The following is a 1,470-nucleotide window of genomic DNA, read 5'->3' as shown; positions in this document are numbered from 1 at the left end:
CGCCGGGAGGCCACCGGCGAGCGCGCCGATCACGACGGCGGCCGTGACGAGCACGCCCTGTCCCGCGAGGCGTTCGACCGCGACCGCGCCGAGTCCGCCGCGCACGGTGCCCACGTCGCGCCCGTGCCGCACCCCACGATCGAGGTCGCCGACGACGCCACCGGGCAGCGTGAGGTTGAGGAACTGCGATTGGTAGTACGCGGCGACGGCCGGGCGCAGGCGCAACGCGATGCCGATGTGCTGCGCCACGACCTGCCACCGCCACGCCGCGCACACCGTGGTCAGCGCCGTGAGCAGCGTGGCGAGGAGGATCCCCGCAGCGTCGATGGCCCTGATGCCATCGACGAATGGCCCAGCACCCAGCCGAACGACGATGCCGCCGAGGATGGCGACGCCGGCGAGGATGCGCCCGCGGCGCCACCACGTCCCCATCGACGCTGCGGTGGTCTCCATTCCCTGCACACGCATGGCGAGGCCGTCCGGTTCACCGTGGGGGCAGGATCAGCAGATCGAGGTGGTCGACGACGACCCGGAGCCTCGTGTCGGCCAGGTGCGCGCGCCGCCGGGCGGCGTAGTCGGGCAGAGCCTCGGTCAGGGTGGGCTCCTGCGCGGCGGCGGCGTCGAGCCACCCGGTCAGCCAGGCGTGCGTGAGCCCGGCGCACGACGCTCCGAGGTGCCACGGGCTGGCCACCATGCGCACCTGCGCGCCCCGGTCACGCGCGAGATCGGCCGCGATCGTCACGGCGTCGGGCCCCAGGAGCGCCCGCTCCCCCGCCCTCCGGCGTTGGTGGGCGTTGAACGCCGATTCGATGCGGCGGTCGAGGGGTTCGGGCGGGGTGAGTCGCACCCGACCGGTGACGCTGAGGGTGATCAGGCTCGGGCATCCGGCCTCGACGCAACCCGCCACGACCCGCTCGAGTTCGTCGAACGTGAGCATGTCGAGCAACGCCGAGGCGGTGATGAGGGTGGCGCCGGCGAGGTCGGCCGCGCCGAGTCGGGTGAGGTCGTCGCGGCGGGTCTCGACGCCGACGGCCACGCCATCGACGATCGGTGGGTCGGCGGCGGCCACGTCGAGCAGGTCGGTGTCGCGGTCGTGCAGGACCCAGTGCTGGCGACCGGGCAGGCGCGGGGCGAGCCAGCGGCCCATCGACCCGGTGCCGCTGCCGAGGTCGTGCACGACCTGGTGTCGGTGGTGGGCCACGACCCTGGCCACGGCGGAGGCGAGTTCGGTCGAGCGGGCGGCACCGTCGACCGGTTCACGCAACGCCAGCCAATCGGCACCGACGCGCACCACCGGCGCACTCATGCCGCGGCCTGGGCCTGCACGGCCGCGATCACCGCGGCGACCCCCGACGTCGTGGCCGACCAGGGCGCCAACTCCTCACGCCGGGAGATGGCCGCGGCCCGCAGGTCGCTGCGCAGGCGGGCATCCGTAAGCCACCGACGCAGCGCGGCCGCGAGTGCCCCTGG

Annotated in this window: 2 protein-coding genes; both read right to left on the bottom strand. The window is 74.7% G+C overall.

What is annotated here, in order from left to right; all coding sequences use genetic code 11:
- On the bottom strand, positions 1 to 468 hold a 468-nt coding region (locus tag KD1_RS11030), incomplete at its 3' end, for a lysylphosphatidylglycerol synthase domain-containing protein (protein WP_174521107.1).
- 16 nt (positions 469 to 484) lie between these two features.
- The gene (locus KD1_RS11025; protein ID WP_068401883.1) at positions 485 to 1,306 is read right to left on the bottom strand and encodes a class I SAM-dependent methyltransferase; all 822 of its coding nucleotides are present in this window, start codon (positions 1,304 to 1,306) and stop codon (positions 485 to 487) included.
- Between the last annotated feature and the right edge of the window lie 164 nt (positions 1,307 to 1,470).

The sequence above is a fragment of the Kribbia dieselivorans NBRC 106261 genome, from assembly GCF_001552435.1.
Taxonomy (GTDB): domain Bacteria; phylum Actinomycetota; class Actinomycetes; order Actinomycetales; family Dermatophilaceae; genus Kribbia; species Kribbia dieselivorans.
This window is presented reverse-complemented; position numbering and strand designations above follow the sequence as displayed.